Annotated in this window: 12 protein-coding genes; 8 read left to right on the top strand and 4 right to left on the bottom strand. The window is 40.0% G+C overall.

The window, feature by feature from the left end:
• Nucleotides 1-786: 786 nt before the first annotated feature.
• Both A8F95_RS13850 and A8F95_RS13845 read left to right on the top strand, forming a co-directional pair.
• Nucleotides 787-2,553: an ABC transporter transmembrane domain-containing protein gene (locus tag A8F95_RS13850; RefSeq protein WP_065411037.1), complete on the top strand. Its 1,767-nt coding sequence runs from the start codon at nt 787-789 to the stop codon at nt 2,551-2,553.
• Nucleotides 2,537-4,312, top strand: coding sequence for an ABC transporter ATP-binding protein (locus A8F95_RS13845; RefSeq protein WP_065411036.1), 1,776 nt, complete (start codon nt 2,537-2,539; stop codon nt 4,310-4,312). Before A8F95_RS13850 ends, A8F95_RS13845 begins: the two co-directional genes overlap by 17 nt.
• A gap of 1,207 nt (nt 4,313-5,519) precedes the next feature.
• Here A8F95_RS13845 and A8F95_RS13840 read toward each other — a convergent pair.
• Complete coding sequence (locus A8F95_RS13840) at nt 5,520-6,116, bottom strand: TetR/AcrR family transcriptional regulator (protein WP_077247376.1); 597 nt, start codon at nt 6,114-6,116, stop codon at nt 5,520-5,522.
• A 138-nt stretch (nt 6,117-6,254) separates the two neighbouring features.
• On the opposite strand from A8F95_RS13840, the gene A8F95_RS13835 reads away from it, so the two are divergent.
• Both A8F95_RS13835 and A8F95_RS13830 read left to right on the top strand, forming a co-directional pair.
• Complete coding sequence (locus A8F95_RS13835) at nt 6,255-7,025, top strand: SDR family NAD(P)-dependent oxidoreductase (protein ID WP_065411034.1); 771 nt, start codon at nt 6,255-6,257, stop codon at nt 7,023-7,025.
• Nucleotides 7,026-7,144: 119 nt separating this feature from the next.
• Nucleotides 7,145-8,098 (top strand): zinc-binding dehydrogenase, encoded by a 954-nt coding sequence (locus A8F95_RS13830; protein ID WP_065411033.1) that lies wholly within the window; start codon nt 7,145-7,147, stop codon nt 8,096-8,098.
• Between the two features lie 674 nt (nt 8,099-8,772).
• Here the strand turns inward: A8F95_RS13830 and A8F95_RS13825 are convergent.
• The 3 genes from A8F95_RS13825 to msrA are packed head-to-tail and all read right to left on the bottom strand — an operon-like array spanning nt 8,773 to nt 11,891.
• A complete protein-coding gene (locus A8F95_RS13825; protein ID WP_065411032.1) occupies nt 8,773-9,843 on the bottom strand; it encodes a DUF3900 domain-containing protein in 1,071 nt (356 codons plus the stop codon).
• A 32-nt stretch (nt 9,844-9,875) separates the two neighbouring features.
• The gene (gene pdxR, locus A8F95_RS13820; RefSeq protein ID WP_065411031.1) at nt 9,876-11,294 is read right to left on the bottom strand and encodes a MocR-like pyridoxine biosynthesis transcription factor PdxR; all 1,419 of its coding nucleotides are present in this window, start codon (nt 11,292-11,294) and stop codon (nt 9,876-9,878) included.
• Between the two features lie 51 nt (nt 11,295-11,345).
• Complete coding sequence (gene msrA / locus A8F95_RS13815) at nt 11,346-11,891, bottom strand: peptide-methionine (S)-S-oxide reductase MsrA (protein WP_065411030.1); 546 nt, start codon at nt 11,889-11,891, stop codon at nt 11,346-11,348.
• A gap of 187 nt (nt 11,892-12,078) precedes the next feature.
• Between msrA and ytvI the strand changes: the two genes are divergently transcribed.
• The 4 genes from ytvI (at nt 12,079) to A8F95_RS13795 (ending at nt 15,956) form a co-directional block, all read left to right on the top strand.
• Complete coding sequence (ytvI, locus tag A8F95_RS13810; RefSeq protein WP_077247375.1) at nt 12,079-13,110, top strand: sporulation integral membrane protein YtvI; 1,032 nt, start codon at nt 12,079-12,081, stop codon at nt 13,108-13,110.
• Between the two features lie 288 nt (nt 13,111-13,398).
• Nucleotides 13,399-14,142 carry a metal ABC transporter ATP-binding protein gene (locus A8F95_RS13805; protein WP_065411029.1) on the top strand — a complete coding sequence of 248 codons (744 nt, stop codon included), beginning with the start codon at nt 13,399-13,401 and terminating at the stop codon, nt 14,140-14,142.
• Nucleotides 14,142-14,999, top strand: a complete 858-nt coding sequence (locus A8F95_RS13800) for a metal ABC transporter permease (protein ID WP_065411028.1) — start codon at nt 14,142-14,144, stop codon at nt 14,997-14,999. Before A8F95_RS13805 ends, A8F95_RS13800 begins: the two co-directional genes overlap by 1 nt.
• 21 nt (nt 15,000-15,020) lie before the next feature.
• Nucleotides 15,021-15,956 (top strand): metal ABC transporter substrate-binding protein, encoded by a 936-nt coding sequence (locus A8F95_RS13795; protein ID WP_065411027.1) that lies wholly within the window; start codon nt 15,021-15,023, stop codon nt 15,954-15,956.
• Nucleotides 15,957-15,987 lie beyond the last annotated feature (31 nt).

The raw sequence follows: 15,987 nt of genomic DNA, 5'->3' as shown, positions 1-15,987 counted from the left end.
AATCGTTTTATGAAAAGATTGTTTTTAGCTTTTTTTATACATTATGTTATTGCAAAAAATTGATTTAAAAGCCTGTATTTTTCGGAACGACAAGTCGGGAACAGTAGGTTAATTCAGGATTAATTGATTAAGTAAAGATTCAAAAATGTGATTTTATTGCTTGTTAGAGTATATTAATTTGATTGTGACAGCCTGTATTTAAACTAAAACCAGCATTATCTACAGTATTATCAATAAAATTTGACTAACCGTGGAGTTGGAAATATAGAAAAAGGCTATGAATTAAGTAGAAACATAGAAATCATGAGCAGAATTATAGGTGATATATCATCAAATCAAAATATTCAGGATATTATATTACATATTTAACTGCACAGTGATTTTTTTTACTCAAGTGTTTTTTTGTTTATTTTCGGTAGACTGAGGGAAACCGATGGATCAGACCGCAGTAGTCCGAACTCATAAATCTTTATCTCATTTTCATCAAGTATTGTATTGTTCTGATCGAGGATATAAGAGTTGAATCTCTTGCTTAAACTAGACAATTAATAGACAATGATTGATAGAAGTGATATTTCTTTCTATTTGAAAACTGTCTAGTTTTTCTCTAAACTTATATTTGCTCATAGGTTTTGGTTTTTGAAGTGAATTGGAGGCCGACACGACAGTTCACAGCGTTTAGCAGTAAAAATGAAAGATGAAAAGCACTCGCAAATGAGTGCTTTTATTTGGTGTAGAGGAAATGACAGGGTTCAAATTCTTATGTTTTTACAGGGGGGTGGTTGAATGAAGGTTTTTATTGATTTGAAGTGGTTCTTTAAACAGGAAAAAAGACCATATATTGTAGGAATTCTTTTATTAATTGTGGTAGCGATGCTTGAATTGGTTCCGCCAAAAATAATTGGGATTATTGTAGATGCGATCAAAGAAGGGACTTTAACAGGAAGCGAGCTTCTGAAATGGATGATCATTTTAACGGTCACAGGCATTTCGATGTATGTCATTCGCTATTTCTGGCGGGCTATGATTTTCGGTTCCTCTCTTAAGCTTGCTAGACAGCTGCGGGATATGCTGTATGCTCATTTTACAAAAATGTCGCAAACCTTCTATCAAAAGAAAAGAGTAGGGGACTTAATGGCTCATGCGACGAATGACTTACAGGCAATTCAGCAGACCGCTGGAGCCGGCGTATTAACAATGGTCGATTCTTTGACGATTGGAATTGCGGTTGTTGTGATAATGGCAGCTACGATCAGCTGGGAATTAACGCTGATTTGCTTAATCCCCATGCCATTCATGGCGATTATGACAAACTGGTATGGTCGTTTGCTTCATGAACGGTTTTACAAAGCGCAAGAAGCCTTTTCATCTTTGAACGACAAAACGCAGGAAAGTATTACAGGAATTAAAGTCATTAAAACATTTGGTCAAGAAAAGGAAGATGTCGAAGAATTTTATCACCAATCAGCAAATGTCGTGAAAAAGAACTTGGCAGTTGCACGAGTGGATGCCTTATATGATCCAACCATCGCTGGCATTGTAGGGGTCTCTTTTTTCTTATCCATTGCTTTTGGTGCGAAGTTTGTCATAGACGGAATGATTACAATTGGAGAACTCGTCTCGTTTAATGCCTATTTAGGGCTGCTCGTCTGGCCGATGCTGGCATTTGGCTGGCTTTTTAATATTTTAGAAAGAGGAAGAGCCTCTTATGATCGGATAAGGAAGATCCTAAACGAACCCGTGGATGTAAAAGATACACCAGATGCGCTAGATCAAGTTCCAACTGGGGATATTGCGTTTCATATTAATGATTTCACGTACCCAGGAGAACAGCAGCCTGTATTAAAACAAATTCACTTTCGATTAAGAAGGGGAGAAACCCTTGGCATTGTCGGAAAAACAGGAGCTGGAAAAACGACGTTACTAAAACTTCTCATTCGGGAGAGTGAAGGTTTTGATGGAGACATTTTGTTTGGTGAGAGACGTATAGACCAATATAAACTTGAAAGGCTTCGTGAAGCCATTGGTTATGTACCACAGGAGCATTTTCTATTTTCTGCAACGGTTGCAGAAAACATTTCATTCGCAAAGCCGGACGCTTCAATCGAGGAGGTTCATCATGCCGCGAAATTAGCGAAGGTGGATCAGGATATTCTTCAATTTACGGATGGATATGAGACGATTGTTGGCGAGAGAGGCGTCTCCCTTTCCGGTGGACAAAAGCAGAGGATATCCATTGCCAGAGCATTATTAATGCAACCAGAAGTCCTGATTCTTGATGATTCCTTATCTGCTGTTGATGCGAAAACGGAAGAAGGGATCCTCGCATCATTAAGGGAAACGCGTGCTGGAAAAACAACGATTATTACCGCACACCGTTTAAGTGCTATCCAGCATGCAGATAGGATTGTCGTTCTTGATGAAGGAGAGATTGCCCAAATGGGTACACACGATGAGCTAATGGAACAGGATGGCTGGTATAAGGAAATGTATCTCCATCAGCAGTTAGAAGCACTTGTAGAGAAAGGGGGATCTCATGGGCAAACCAACTGAATTTACAAAACAGGAGCAGCGTACGATCCTATTTCGACTGCTTTCCTATACGACCCCTCATTATAAAAAAATTATTTTTGCCTTTATCCTGCTGACGCTGGCTACATTGGGGGAAATTGTCGGACCGCTAATGATTGCGCACTTTATTGATCACTATTTAGCACCGAGACATCTTCCTCTTCAGCCATTGCTCGTTTTAGGAGGAGGCTACCTTGCAATTCATGTAGCAAGGTCGTTTATTACGTATTTTCAACAATATAAATTTCAGGAGATTGCTTTAAAAATCATTCAAAAAATCCGTGTGGATGTCTTTACAAAAGTACAAGGGCTCGGGTTAAAATATTTTGATAAGACTCCAGCGGGAAGTACTGTTTCTAGAGTGACGAATGATACAGAGGCCATAAAGGAACTGTTTGTAACGGTTCTCGCCAGCTTTATCCAAAGTGGATTTTTAATTATCGGTATTTTTATCGCGATGTTCATTTTAAATGTGAAATTGGCAGTATTTTGTTTAATCATTCTTCCGCTTGTCTTTTTGATCATAAAAATGTATCGGAAATATAGTTCACGTTATTATGCGGAAATGCGTGAACAATTAGGTCTGTTGAATGCAAAGATTAATGAATCATTGCAGGGCATGTCCATGATCCAAATGTTCAGACAGCAGAAAAGACTGGAAAGAGAGTTTTCAACGATCAACGAAAAGCATTTTCTTGCCGGTCGTATAAATATTAAACTAGACAGCTTGCTCTTAAGACCTGCAGTCGAGCTCGTGTATTTTGGCTCTTTAATTATGGCACTAAGCTATTTCGGGATTACCTCTTTAAATAGTCCTGTCGAAATTGGTGTGGTCTATGCTTTTACAACGTATTTGCATCGTTTCTTTAGGCCAGTGAATGACGTGATGAGGCAGCTATCGTCGTATCAACAAGCCATTATTGCGGCTGGCAGGGTATTCCGACTGCTTGATGAAGCAGAAATGGCACCAGAACAAAAGAATGCGGGTGAAACAAAAATCAAAGACGGAAAAATCGAGTTCCGTGACGTCAGTTTTTCCTATGATGGGAAAAAGGATGTGCTCAAAGATATTTCCTTCACGGCAAAACCGGGTGAGACGGTCGCGTTGGTCGGTCATACGGGCAGCGGGAAAAGTTCAATCATTAATTTGCTGATGAGGTTTTATGAATTTGAGCGAGGGGATATCTTGATTGATGGGATGTCCATTAAGGAATATTCACGTGAGGAGTTACGGGAAAAAATGGGACTCGTTCTTCAAGACCCTTTCCTATTTTATGGGACGATAAAGGATAACATTCGCTTGCATAACGATTCAATGACCGATGAAAAAGTAAAAGAAGCAGCGGAGTTTGTTCGGGCACATCGCTTTATCGAAAAGCTAGAAGATGGTTACGAGCATCGAGTCGTTGAGCGTGGCTCTACTTTCTCTAGTGGACAGCGGCAGCTTATTGCATTCGCGAGAACCATTGCGACAGATCCAAAGATCCTTGTTCTCGATGAGGCGACGGCTAATATTGATACGGAAACAGAAGAAGAAATTCAAGCTGCTTTAGCAAAAATGCGTAAAGGGAGAACGACGATTGCGATCGCGCACAGATTATCAACGATTCAAGATGCCGACTTAATTCTCGTCCTGCATCAAGGAAACATTGTCGAAAGAGGAACACACCAGGAACTATTGGCACAAAAAGGACTCTATTATCAAATGTACCAGTTGCAAAACGGTCTCGTCGTTTCGTAATAGTTGTCACAAAAGATTCACGTGAACAAAAACACTTCGTTATATGTTTATGTATTCTTTTGATAGAATGGATCAAGCATGAACAGAGCGAAGAGGATTAAATGTCAGATTTAAACATATTCATGGCTTTCTGAGCTTTATCTCACCATATTAATAAAATAAGAAAACTAGTCATAACTTGGTCACAGATTAGACGTTTATATATATAATTAGATAAAATTAAATGATAGATGACTAGTTCAAAAGTGTCTTAAATCAAGATTTTACGCCATTATATAAAACTAGATGGAACGAAAAAAGATACCTTCCCTCTAACTTCAAAACCGCTTGTGATCTGCGTGCCAGATTAGGTGGATTCGCTTTTCACATAGTTCCGTCAGAATAACATTTTAAATCAACTTAAAAGTTTCTCATCTGTACAGTCTTCTCTAGTTTTCAAGGAGACTAGGCATGTTTAGAGCCTTCAAATAATTATATTTGGAGGTTTTTTGTTATACATAAAGGTATTAGAATGCATTCAAGAGATTGATTGTCTTTATCAGAGGTAAGTTAGATGCTCAAGAAATTAAGAATGCTATTCAAGCTTTAGCTTAAGAGCTAAACAAAGGAGTTTTCCCGGAAATTTTAGTGATAGCGGAGGAGAATAGAACAAAAAGGTTTGTCCTGCAACAATGAGCTGACTCTTTAAGGAGTTGGTTTATTGTAATTCATTTTGGAATATTATGGATATTTCATCTATAATGGGAATAGTGTTAGTTCCGAGTTTAAAATGGACAATATCTCCAGTTTAAATTTTCCCCAATTGGCTTTATATCAGGGTTTTTAGGGTTTTGTAAGTTTTTAAATGAACTCTGATTTCCGGTAGTTTTCTATAGTTTGTTACCAGAAGGTGACCAATATTTTCGTGAGAAATATGTAATTGATGCGTGTAAAAGAGTAGGATTTTGAGATGGGATAGTGTGCCAAATGTAAAAGTACGGCGCTCTTTGATTAGTTGCCAAGGAGTGCTTTTTATATGAGCAACTGTTGAACAGATAACACCTATTACCTGAACAGATCTAGAAATGATGAACGGTCAAAATGGGGAAGATTGTTCCCGTATACAACCCATTGCGAAGCTGTCATTTGGTTGGAGCTAACACAAATATATTAAAAAACGAGTTCCAATTTTAGTGGAATTCGTTCTTTTTTGCTTGTGAAGGTATTATTAAGTGTCGATTTCTTTTATGACAAAACCGTTTGCAAATGTATTTAAAATACGAATGAGGCGTTCTGTCATTTCACCAGGTGTCACATCAAAATCCTTCGCAATCCAGTCCGTAATTAATCCCGCCGTACCATAGGCCATATAGCGCTTTTGGGAATGATCATCGACAAACGACACTCCGTATTGAATATCGAATTTAGATTTTAGTAAATTAAAAATCGCTTCAGGCAGTTGCTGGTGTATGTATGGTAACGTATCTTCTAAAAGTAGTAGTGTGAAGTAATCACGGTTATCGTAAATGTAATACAACAAATCGAAAGAGTTTGTTGTCAACTCCTTTACTTTTACCCGTCTATCGCTTTGGTATTTCGACATGCTGTAATACTGTATGGCTTCAAACATTTCATCCATTAACTCTTCGACAAGATCGTATATGTTTTGATAGTACACATAAAAGGTTGTTCGATTATATTGAGCATAATCAACCACGTCCTTCACCGTAACAGTACTAAATCCTTTCTTATGTACCATTTCAATAAATGCCTTTTTTAAGAAACTCTTGGTTCTTAAAGCTTGGGTGGAATTGGATTTCATCATATTCCTCTCCTATTATTCGACAGATTGATCGAAAGTGTTGGCTTCTTCGACATTATAGCAAATGTTAAGGATTGTGTACAAAGTGTAAAAGCGATTACACTTTAAATATAATCAAAATCTTTAGAGGGGGTATTAAATATGAGATTTGAAAACAAAGTCGTAATTATTACAGGTGCTGCTGGAGGCATAGGAAAAGAAATTGCTCGTAAACTTGCAAGTGAAGGTGCAAAGTTAACCCTTGTGGATTTAAATGAAGCTGCTGTGAAAGCGGTTGCAGAGGAACTTAACTTAGGTGAAGATCGCGTTCTAACTTTAAAGGCAGATGTTTCTAAAGAAGCAGAAGTAAAGAATTATGTTGAGCAAATTATGGAAAAGTTCGGCCGTATTGATGGATTTGCAAATAATGCAGGGGTAGAAGGTCCAGCAAAAAGTATAGAAGAAATAACGGAACAAGATTTCGATTTCGTATATAGCATTAACGTAAAAGGTGCTTTCTACGGTTTAAAATATGTATTACCAATCATGAAACAACAGAAAGCAGGATCAATTGTAAATACTGCTTCAGTAGCAGGACTAATTGGTTCACCACAAATGATGCTATATAATTCGTCGAAACATGCATTAATGGGTATGAATAAAGTAGCCGCGTTAGAAGCTGCTCCATATAATGTACGTGTGAACACAGTAAACCCGGGAGTTATTAATACACAAATGATGCGTAATATTGAATCAAAAGTTGCACCAGGTGCAGCAGAAGCAGCACAAGCAGCTTATAACGATGCGGTGCCAATGAAACGCTACGGTGAACCTGAAGAAGTAGCTAACGTGATTGCTTTCTTACTTTCTGATGAAGCTACTTATGTTAGTTCATCTTCATTCACGGTCGATGGAGCATTATACAACGTTTAATTTATTGAATAATGAGTCCATGAAGCTGGCTAAAAAGCTAGATTGGACTGAAATATTAAGAGTTTATTTTTTGAGTTATTAATTAATCCGATATATTAAAACAATTTGGAGGAGATAGTATGAGAGGTTGGCAATTTTCAGGTACAAATAAACCACTAGAATTGATTGAAAAAGAAGATCCAAAAGCGATTCCAGGTCACGTTGTGATAGACGTGAAAGCTGCTGGTTTATGCCATTCGGACGTTGCAGCATTACAAGATCCAGGTTGGATGCCACTTTTCCCAAATGGTCCTGTTATTATGGGGCATGAGTTTGCTGGGGTTGTTATTGAAGTGGGGGAAGGTGTAGAAGGTATTAAAGTTGGAGACCGCGTTGGGGCTAACCCAATGGATCGAGCAACGAAAATAACTGCTGGGTACAACTATGACGGAGGATATGCAGAAAAAGTGCGTGTTCCTGCTCACCAATGTGTGATCATTCCTGATAGCGTTTCCTTTGTAGAAGGGGCAGCTTCAACAGATGCAGGAATTACAGCGTATCGAGCTCTTTTCAGTATTGGACAAGCAAAAGAAGGTACAAAATTAGGAATTATCGGTATCGGTGGACTTGGTCAATTTGCCTTACAAATGGCATTAATTAAAGGTTGTGAAGTATACGCTACAGATGTATCTCCAGAAGCTCGAAAACTTGCTGAAGAACTAGGAGCTAATAAAGTTTACGATACTGTTCTAGATATGAAAGAAGCAGAATGCGATGTCATTGTTGACTTTGCCGGTTTTGGACAAACAACTTCTGATGCATTAGAAGCTGTAAAAGTTCAAGGAACAGTTGTCATTGTTGGTATGGGTAAATTAGAATCAAATATCAACACGTATTTAATGATTACAAAAGAAATTAAGCTTTTAGGAAGTAATGGTGGGTCAGTAGAAGACTTAAAAGGTGTATATGATTGCTTCGCTACTGGAAAAATGAATCCGAATCTCATCACTATCCCATTCGAAGAAATCGACAAAGGCATCGAAAAACTGAAAAACCATGAAGTAAAAGGCCGCTTAGTAGCTGTATTTGAATAAATGTAAATTTAATTTATAAGGTAGCGGCTGGGATAAAACAATCCTCTAAAATGAAAAAGCCTGTGAAATTTTGTCGTGAAATTTCACAGGCTTTTATATTTTAAGCTAGTTAGGTCCCATCATGTTTTATGTGAAATTTTTTACTCAGGCTAAAAAGAGAAAAGTTGAATATGTATTAGAAAAACAGCTAGATTCCACTGGAATAGGAACCTAGATATTTAATTAAACCCACCGGCACTCATGTGTTGCCACATACACTCTGGACATGTAGAGTGTGGTAACAATTATAAGAGAAAATCAGTTGTTTAAAATAATGATAGCAACTGATAAAGCAGGCCGCTCTTTAATACAGAGCGGCCTCTTTTTATTCCTCCCACTCTTTTGAATAAAGCCCTTCATGTAAAAATTTTTATTCATTTTCTAAAGAATGAATTGAAGTTTTTGAGGCGAGTTTACTCCTACTATTTCCAAAGTTAAATAGCTATGAAAGTCAGAAAAGACAGTAAGCAAAGATAACTCACTGTCTTTTTAATTTAATATTTTAAGTATATTTAATTAAAGGAATTCCTTACCAAGATGTTTAGAACATAAATTTTGATCGCATTTTTGATCACATAAACGGTTGCAGATGCTTGAATAAGCCTCTTTTCTAATAGAAATAGCGATCACACGTATCACCTCGAAAAGCTTCCATGCTTCTCCCGAATCCGCTCAACCACTTCATCAAACTCCTCAGGCTTATGAAACTCAATAGGAGAGAAGCCTTTCTCAAATATCACCGAATCAGCTTCCATCAGAACGACATAACGGTCGCCGATTTTAGCCAAATGAACCGACTCCCCGAAGTCCGACAGCATCGCTTTGACGCCCATATGGTCCAGCTTCATTTTCAGCTCCAATTCAGGTGTATGCTCGACCATGCGGCTGGCAGCTTCTACGATTTCTTCGGTTGAAAAACGCTCCTGCAGCTCCCGTTTCGGGCTTTCCGCCCAGACTTCCATCGCTTGTTCAAATTCGGCTCTTTCAGGGCTTTCATCTTCCAAGTCTTCAATCACCGTTTCCCGTACGAAGTCCATCACTTGCGTTTTGACGATTTCAGGCATCGATTGTTCGTAGCCGACGTATTTTAAGAAATCCTCAAAGTAGCGGGCGTGGGAAGCCTGATGGATTTTCAGTTCGCCTTCTTCGATCATTCCTTCTTCGGGCATGTAAGGGTACTGAATCGATTTCATGTTTTTGGTTGTAATCGCCAGTTCTACGTGCTCGATAAGGGAGGAGGCATCCGAAATGGAAGCTACTTTCGGCTCAAAGTCACATTTTAAAACAAAAACAAAGGGGTCATCAAAATATTTTCTTAATTGCGCTTTTGCGACGATGAACACCCCGCCGCGTGCGGCACTCGTTTGTGTGTAAAGCGTGGCGAATTGTTCACTCGCTTCTTGAAATTCTAACAGTGAAAAAGCAGCACGGGCTTTAGCGAATAAGTTATAGTTCGGGTTTGACGTTAAGTCATGGCCCGGTTCTGCTGTGAAAAAGCCGATTTTTGTCGGCACTTGTTCGGCTTTTGGATGGCGTTCGGCCTTGCGTTTTACGATCTTTGTAAATTCCCCGTCAAGAAAGTCTTTGAGTGGGCTGCTTTCATATTCTTCCTCATTGAGGGTGCGAAAGTGCTGGGCCCGTTTGTTTTCTTCTTTATCATCTACCCGGATCAAAAAGAAGGATAAGTAGTGTATTTTAAAATCCATTATTATCACCTAATTTTTCAATCAATCTTATGTTAGTTGTCCTCAAGGATGATTTCCCGTAATTTTATAATGCCTTGTTCAAACTCTTCAATGGAAGCGTAGCCGTAGGAAAGCCGAATCGCTTGAACGGACTCTTCTGTGTAAATGCTGCCCATGTTCAATGAAATTCCTGCTTTATACGCTTTTTGATGCATATCCTTTAATTGGACATTCTTTTTTATTCGCAGCCAAATTAAGAAGCCGCCGGCCGGAACGTCCCATTCGGCAAGATCGCTCATATATTGATTTAACACGTTTAGGGCAGCAGTTCGCCTTTTCTTTAATTCTTCACGGACGAAAGACAAGTGTTGCTCGTACAAACCGCTCGAAATCCATTCAGCTGCTACAAGCTGGGAGAGGGAACTGGAACCATAGTCCGTTTGCTTTTTCATTTCCGCTAACCGGTCAATGACTGGTTCTGCTCCTGCAATCCAGCCGATGCGAAGGCCAGGCGTGAGGGTTTTTGAAAAGCTCCCAATGTACAGCACATGGCCGTTTGAGTCGAGTGACTGCAGTGTAGGCGGAGGCGGACTGTCGATCCAAAGCTCTCGATAAATATCATCTTCAATAATTGGGAGCCGCTTTTCCGCACAAATATCGAGCAGCTCTTTTCGGCGTGCTTCCGACATTAAGATGCCGGTCGGATTATGGAAACAGGGGATCGTATACAAAATCGAAGAGGGGCCGTCCATCGCCTTTTTAGCAAGGGGAGCGGGCTGCAGTCCTTCTTCATCCATCGGCAAGCCGGATAAGTTCATGCCGGCCGATTGAAAAATATGAAGGGAATACAGATAAGACGGCTTTTCCAGAAAAACGGTCGATCCTTTATGCAAAAGGCCAGCAGCGATTAATTGCAATCCTTGAATCGCTCCGGAGACAATTAAAATCGAATCGGGGGAAACATTGGTTCCTTGTTTTTTCATATAATCACTGATTGCCTGTCTTAGCGGAAGATACCCTTTTGGTTCCTCGTATCCGAAGGGCTCTAAGCTTTGAGCAAGACGCATCATGACTTGCTGCATATTATCCTTTGGAAAAATATCCTGTGCGAGTTCGCCCTTGCTTAGTTCAATTAAATGGTCTGGTGCTTTTATTTCATCTGTTTCCAAAACAGGGGAAGGCACTGATTTAGGGAAAGACAGCGGCGCCGATTCGTCCCAGGAAGGGGGGCTGGCTGCAAGCAAGGTCCACGTATTATTTACAACCATCGTGCCTTTTCCCATCACACCTTCAATTAATCCCTCTGCTTTTAGCTCTTCAAGCGCGGTAACAATTGTAGAGCGGTTAACCGACAGCAGCTCGGCCAGTTTGCGCTGGCTCGGAATTTTACTGCCGATCGGCCAATCGCCGCTTGAGATCGCTTTTTTAATGTAATTCATCACTTTTTCGTATTTTGCAAGGTTTGTACCCATTCGTATTTCAATCTCCCTATTGTTGTGCTGCCTCTATCATATCATCCTGTTTTACTGCTTACTATCTTCTTCTGTCCAGTGTTCTTGAATAAATTCATCCCGACCTGATTTCTGGCGGTCTGCTTTGTATTCATCAGGATTCTTTTTATAGAAGTCTTGATGATAATCCTCTGCTGGATAGAATGGGGCAGCCGGCAAGATGCGGGTGACGATAGGCTTTTGAAATCTTCCACTCTCCTCAATCTCTCTTTTGGAGGCTTCTGCCAGCTCCTGTTGCGCGGGTGTATGATAAAAGATCGCCGCCCGATAGGAATCGCCGCGATCCTGAAACTGGCCGCCATCATCTGTCGGATCAATTTGCGGCCAATACAAATCCAACATCGTTTGATAGGAAATAACAGCAGGATCATATGTGATTTGTACGGCCTCTAAATGGCCGGTCGTTCCGCTTTTCACTTGCTCATATGTTGGATTTATCGTATGGCCGCCCGTATAGCCGGAAATAACTTCATGCACACCGTCCCATTGATCAAACGGTTTGACCATACACCAGAAACAGCCGCCTGCAAATGTTGCTTTCTCTACTCTTTTATTCATGGTTTTCCACCTCTTTGTATACTTGAAATAATAGTTCATATTATCACTTATTCTCTTAGTTTGTCACGGGCCAATCTTTATAAAAACACTTTACGGCTAGCTTAAAAAGTGACTTTTCCCAAAGAAATGGTTTATTATAGTAACTACACGTAAGGAGTCATTGAAGTAAGGAGCAGTAGATAAACCAATGATAAGAAGATGGATCATTACAGCCGCTTTAATCATCATCACAATCTATTTAATTCCATACTCATTGCCATTTCTACTGGCATTGATTACGGCGATCCTGCTTGAGAATTCTGTCAAGTGGTTCATGATGCGTTTTAAATGGCCGCGCTTTCGGGCCGTGCTCGCCACCTTTATCCTCTATCTGCTTTTTATTGCCTTGTTCGTCTGGTTTATCGTGAAGCTCGTCATCGATCAGGCCGTCACGCTCGCAGAAAAGGGGCCGCCTTTTGCTAACGACTTTTATAAAGAGTCATTAAAGGGATTTATTGACCAATCGCAGCAATACTTCAAATCACTGCCGGTTGATGTTTTTCAATCGTTTGAAAAAACAATCGAAAACACGCTGCAGTCTGTCACGAGTATGCTGCAGGGAATCGTTGAGTGGCTGTTTGGGCTGGCCGCCGCGATACCGGGATTTTTAATCGAGTTTTTAGTCTATTTAATTGCAGTATTTTTATTTAGTTTAGAACTGTCACGGCTGCGGATTAAAACAGAACGGCATTTGAGGGAAACGACGAAAGAAAAGTTGTATTTAATTACTGCTCAGTTGAATCGTGCTGGCATTGGTTTTATTAAAGCACAAATCTTCCTAAGCATCGTCACCTTTATGATGGCGTTTATCGGACTAGCTATTTTAAAAGTCCCGTACGCTTTGCTTTTATCTATTCTGATTGTTTTTGTTGATATTCTTCCCATCTTAGGCACAGGCTCGGTGCTCGTTCCGTGGGCAATCGTTTGTTTTTTCCAAGAAAATCAATTTCTAGGCTTCGGTTTGATCGTCCTGTTTATTGTCATCACGGTAGTACGGAGAATCTTGGAGCCAAAAGTATTTTCAAGCAATATGGGCATTTCCCCTCTGGCCGCTTTGATCAGCCTGTTTATTGGGTTCAAACTGCTTGGGTTTATCGGCTTTTTTGTTGGTCCAGCCGTCGTGATTGTGTACGATACACTGCGAGAAGCCGGGATTATTAAAAGCAGATGGAAAATTTAATGGTTTTTGCATACACCATCCACAAATAAGGATGGTGTATTTTTCTATGCTAAAAGCATTGACAGAAGTTTGATTATACTTTAATTTTTGTATTAAGGAAAAAATATTGGTTGTACACATATGTCGTTTTTTTCTTCATTGCATAAAGTAGTCTTATAACAGAAGATCATTTTTTTTAAATAAAATTTTGCCCTAAGGAAACAAAATAGCAGTAAGTAAATAACTCTTACTGGCATGAAATCATTTTTTGGCATTCTGTATTCAGAAAACAACGGAAGGAGAATGGATATGAATGAGGCGTTGACAGTGAAGGATTTATTCGTCTCTTATCATGGAAATGAAGCGATCAGTGATATCAGCTTTGCGATCAAACCTGGAAACTTGGTCGGCATCATCGGCCCGAACGGTGCAGGGAAATCTACTCTTTTAAAAGCTTTGTTGAACTTGATTCCAAAAGATAAAGGAAACGTCCAAGTATACGGAAGAAGCTTTCAGGAACAAAGAAAGGCGGTGGCTTACGTGCCACAAAGAAGCAACATCGATTGGGACTTTCCCATCACCGTTTTGGATACGGTTCTACTGGGGGCGTATCCAAAGTTAGGCTGGTTCAAACGGCCAAAGAAGCAAGACAAAGACTGGGCGTTACACTGCTTACAAAGAGTCGGAATGGAAAGTTTTAAAAACCGTCAAATTGGTGAACTTTCTGGAGGCCAGCAGCAGCGGGTATTTTTAGCACGTGCTCTCGCACAAAAGGCGCAAATCTTCTTTCTAGATGAACCGTTTGTCGGGATCGATGCAGCGAGTGAAGAAGCGATTGTGGCGATTTTAAAAGACTTAAAGCAGGAAGGGAAAACCATCCTCGTCGTTCATCATGATTTAAGTAAAGTAAACGACTACTTTGATCAGCTGATTTTGTTAAATAAAGAACTGATTGGCTTCGGAACCGTTGATCAAGTGTGGCGGGCAGATATGCTCTCTAAAGCTTATTCTGGCCAGTTTTCTTTTCTAAACCAATTGGGGGTAGAGATGTGATGAGCTTTATCGAAGCGGTTATTCATTACGGCTTCTTACAAAAAGCATTGTTGACTTCCGTCATGGTGGGCATTATATGCGGGACAGTAGGGTGCTTTATCATTTTAAGGGGGATGGCGCTGATGGGGGATGCTATCTCTCATGCGGTTCTTCCCGGAGTGGCGATCGCCTATATGCTTGGCATCAACTTTTTTATCGGAGCGGTCATTTCAGGCGTCGTAACAGCGATGGGAATTGGTTTTGTGAGCCAAAACAGCCGGATTAAAAATGATATTTCCATTGGCATCATGTTCACCTTTGCTTTTGCCTTAGGGATTATTCTCATTACTTTTATGAAGAGCAGCACCGATTTATATCATATCTTATTTGGCAATGTGCTGGCTGTACGCTCTTCAGATATGTGGACCACATTTGGGATTGGGATTTTTGTTCTTGTTTCTATCTATCTGTTTTATAAAGAATTGCTCATCACTTCTTTTGATCCGACAATGTCGGCAGCGTACGGCCTTCCTGTTAAAGTGATTCATTATTTTTTGATGACGCTGCTTACGATGGTAACTGTCGCTTCGTTGCAAACGGTCGGAATCGTCCTCGTAGTCGCCATGCTCATTACACCAGCTGCAACAGCTTACTTGCTAACAAACCGGTTATGGATCATGATTTACCTTTCTGCTGGATTGGGAGTAGCAGCTTCTGTTATCGGATTGTACTTTAGCTTTACTTACAATCTTGCTTCTGGGGCTACGATCGTTTTAGTATCGACCTTGCTGTTTTTAATCACCTTTGCTTTTTCACCTAAGCAGGGAATAGTCTGGCGTTCATTAAAAATAAGAAGAAAAAAAGCCTCATTAATATGAGAAACTCAAAGGAGAATAAGGATGAGACAGCTATTTACATTCTTTATAACGGGTCTTTTGGCGATAGCACTTCTTTCTGGATGCGGGAAAGAAGAGAAAAAGACTAACATGAACAAGGGAGAAAAACTTCAAGTTGTTACGACGTATTCTATTTTATATGACATTGTGAAAAATATTGGGGGTGACCGGGTAGAGATTCATAGTTTGGCGCCGGTCGGATCCAATCCCCATGAATATGACCCGCTTCCGCTTGATATCCAAAAAACAACCGATGCAGATGTTGTATTTTACAATGGATTAAATCTTGAAGCAGGGAACTCGTGGTTTAAGAAGCTGCTTGAAACAGCTGGAAAATCAGAGAAGGATGGGAATGTCTTTCGTCTTAGCACAGGAGTGGAACCAAGGTATTTAACATCAAAAGGCCATGAAGGGGAAGAGGATCCCCATGCATGGCTTGATATTCGCAACGGTATTCAGTATGCAAAAAATGCTAGAGATGCTCTCGTTCAAGTAGACCCGGACAACGCCGATATTTATAAAAAGAATGCGGAAGACTATATTTTAAAGCTAGAGCAGCTTCATAAGGAGGCCGTAGCCGATTTTAACCAAATACCAAGAGAACAGCGCTTTTTAGTAACGAGTGAAGGAGCCTTTAAATATTTTAGTGCTGCTTACGGCTTTGAAGCAGGCTATATTTGGGAGATTAATTCGGAAAATCAAGGAACGCCGCAACAAGTAAAAGAAATAGTCGATTTAATTAAATCGAAAGACTTACCCTCTTTGTTTGTAGAAACGAGCGTAGACCCTCGCAGCATGGAAATGGTCTCCAAAGAAACAGGGATTCCGATTGGCGGCACCTTGTTCACAGATTCTCTTGGCAAACCTGGAGAAGAGGGAGATTCGTATATTGAGATGATGGAATGGAATATTTCTGTTATTCTGAAGAATTTAAAGTAGGGAGTATAAAGCAAAAGAGGAGATTCCAAAA

It is taken from the genome of Pseudobacillus wudalianchiensis (genome assembly GCF_001685015.1).
Taxonomy (GTDB): domain Bacteria; phylum Bacillota; class Bacilli; order Bacillales; family Domibacillaceae; genus Pseudobacillus; species Pseudobacillus wudalianchiensis.
The sequence above is the reverse complement of the archived record's forward strand: the minus strand, read 5'-3'. Positions and strand labels throughout refer to the sequence as shown.

What these genes read in the sequence shown, in the direction of transcription:
- A8F95_RS13850 (WP_065411037.1), top strand. Translation starts at nt 787, where the DNA reads ATGAAGGTTTTTATTGATTTGAAGTGGTTCTTTAAACAGGAAAAAAGA.
- A8F95_RS13845 (WP_065411036.1), top strand. Translation starts at nt 2,537, where the DNA reads ATGGGCAAACCAACTGAATTTACAAAACAGGAGCAGCGTACGATCCTA.
- A8F95_RS13840 (WP_077247376.1), bottom strand. Translation starts at nt 6,116, where the DNA reads ATGATGAAATCCAATTCCACCCAAGCTTTAAGAACCAAGAGTTTCTTA.
- A8F95_RS13835 (WP_065411034.1), top strand. Translation starts at nt 6,255, where the DNA reads ATGAGATTTGAAAACAAAGTCGTAATTATTACAGGTGCTGCTGGAGGC.
- A8F95_RS13830 (WP_065411033.1), top strand. Translation starts at nt 7,145, where the DNA reads ATGAGAGGTTGGCAATTTTCAGGTACAAATAAACCACTAGAATTGATT.
- A8F95_RS13825 (WP_065411032.1), bottom strand. Translation starts at nt 9,843, where the DNA reads ATGGATTTTAAAATACACTACTTATCCTTCTTTTTGATCCGGGTAGAT.
- pdxR (WP_065411031.1), bottom strand. Translation starts at nt 11,294, where the DNA reads ATGGGTACAAACCTTGCAAAATACGAAAAAGTGATGAATTACATTAAA.
- msrA (WP_065411030.1), bottom strand. Translation starts at nt 11,891, where the DNA reads ATGAATAAAAGAGTAGAGAAAGCAACATTTGCAGGCGGCTGTTTCTGG.
- ytvI (WP_077247375.1), top strand. Translation starts at nt 12,079, where the DNA reads ATGATAAGAAGATGGATCATTACAGCCGCTTTAATCATCATCACAATC.
- A8F95_RS13805 (WP_065411029.1), top strand. Translation starts at nt 13,399, where the DNA reads ATGAATGAGGCGTTGACAGTGAAGGATTTATTCGTCTCTTATCATGGA.
- A8F95_RS13800 (WP_065411028.1), top strand. Translation starts at nt 14,142, where the DNA reads ATGAGCTTTATCGAAGCGGTTATTCATTACGGCTTCTTACAAAAAGCA.
- A8F95_RS13795 (WP_065411027.1), top strand. Translation starts at nt 15,021, where the DNA reads ATGAGACAGCTATTTACATTCTTTATAACGGGTCTTTTGGCGATAGCA.